This is a genomic window from Nocardia sp. 852002-20019_SCH5090214 (assembly GCF_001665865.1).
Lineage (GTDB): Bacteria > Actinomycetota > Actinomycetes > Mycobacteriales > Mycobacteriaceae > Nocardia > Nocardia nova.
This window is the reverse complement of the sequence record NZ_LZMK01000439.1, coordinates 1-1,356: the sequence shown is the minus strand read 5'-3', so window position 1 is coordinate 1,356 and position 1,356 is coordinate 1. Positions and strand designations below refer to the sequence as shown.

Annotated in this window: 1 protein-coding gene; it reads left to right on the top strand. The window is 62.6% G+C overall.

From position 1 onward, the window contains the following. Positions 1-173: 173 nt before the first annotated feature. On the top strand, positions 174-1,256 hold the full coding sequence (locus A5780_RS37415) for a tyrosine-type recombinase/integrase (protein ID WP_062969151.1): 1,083 nt from the start codon (positions 174-176) through the stop codon (positions 1,254-1,256). The last annotated feature ends 100 nt before the right edge of the window (positions 1,257-1,356 follow it).

The window sequence follows — 1,356 nt, the reverse complement described above, 5'->3', positions numbered from 1 at the left end:
CCGGCTGTAGCAACTGCCGTGAGTTCTTCACGACCGCAACCGAAGAGGTCAGGGCTTCTCGCAGGAAGTGGTGTATGTGGCGGATCGACAAGAGTTTTCGTGATTTCGTCGAGAATGCCGACACTCGGATGGTATTTATGATGGATGATCGCTCCTGGTGATGTGGCGGTTTCATGACTCTGGCACCGGTGAGGTCGTTGGGCGCGCCGTGTGCTCTGCGGACGACGCAGGAAATCGAGGATTTCGAGCAGGATTTGGTCGACCAGTTCCTGTTGGCCGGTCTTGGTGCGGGGATCAGCGATGGCGTGCTCGCGGCCGACCGTTCGGTGCTGGTGGAGTTTGTTCGCGGATACGGTCGGCCGATCTGGACCGCAGGCCCGGACGCGGTCGATGCGTTCCTGGTTGCTCAACGTAGGCAAGGGCGTGCGCGATCGACGGTATATCGGAAGGCGGTGACGCTGTCTCAATTCTTCGAGTTCCTGATCGCGCGCTATCAGACCGACATTCACCGCGTCGCCGGTCATGTGGTGATCCAGCCGGTCGATGAGTTCAACCGGCCGCCGAAGGCGGACTACGGGACCCGACGGGTGCCGCCGCCGACGGGCGACGTTGAAGTCTTGTTCGGCCGATGGCGGGACGGATTGCCTAATGCCCGCAAGTTCTTGCCGGCTGCGAGGGACTACTTGGCGGCGTCGTTGTGGCGGCGTGCTGGTTTGCGGATCACCGAAACGGTGATGCTCGATATTCGTGACTGGCGGCCGGACCTGGGTTCGAGTGGGAAGCTGCACGTCCGATATGGCAAGGGCAGCCGGGGCCGGGGCCCGAAAACGCGTTTGACACCGGCGATCAACGAGGTCGACGCCTTGCTCGAGTGGTGGATAGCAGATATCCGTCACCAGTTCGGAGATGATTGGGACGATCCAGATGCGCCGTTGCTGCCGAGCGAGCGCCGTGATCCCCGCACCGGGAGGTGCCGCCGGGTCGGCGATGACGCGCTGCGGTCCGGGCTCGCTGTCGCAGTGGGGCGATACCTTCCGGCGTGGAGCGGTCGGCTGACTCCCCATGGCTTGCGCCATTTCTGCGCGTCATCGATGTATGAGCGGGGCATGGATCTGAAGGCGATCCAGGAACTGCTCGGCCACGAGTGGCTATCGACGACGACTCGGTATGTCCATGTGCACGATGATCATGTGGAAAGGGCGTGGGTAGACGCCAACGAACGCGTCGCTGCTCGTTTGGCAGGCGAAGGAGGCTAGGTGGATGCGCTGGAACCTACGAATGAAGGCTGCGGAGAACGGGATCTGGAAGTCGACGGAGATGCGTCGCCGGCTGGCGGAGGCGGGGTTGGAGATCAGC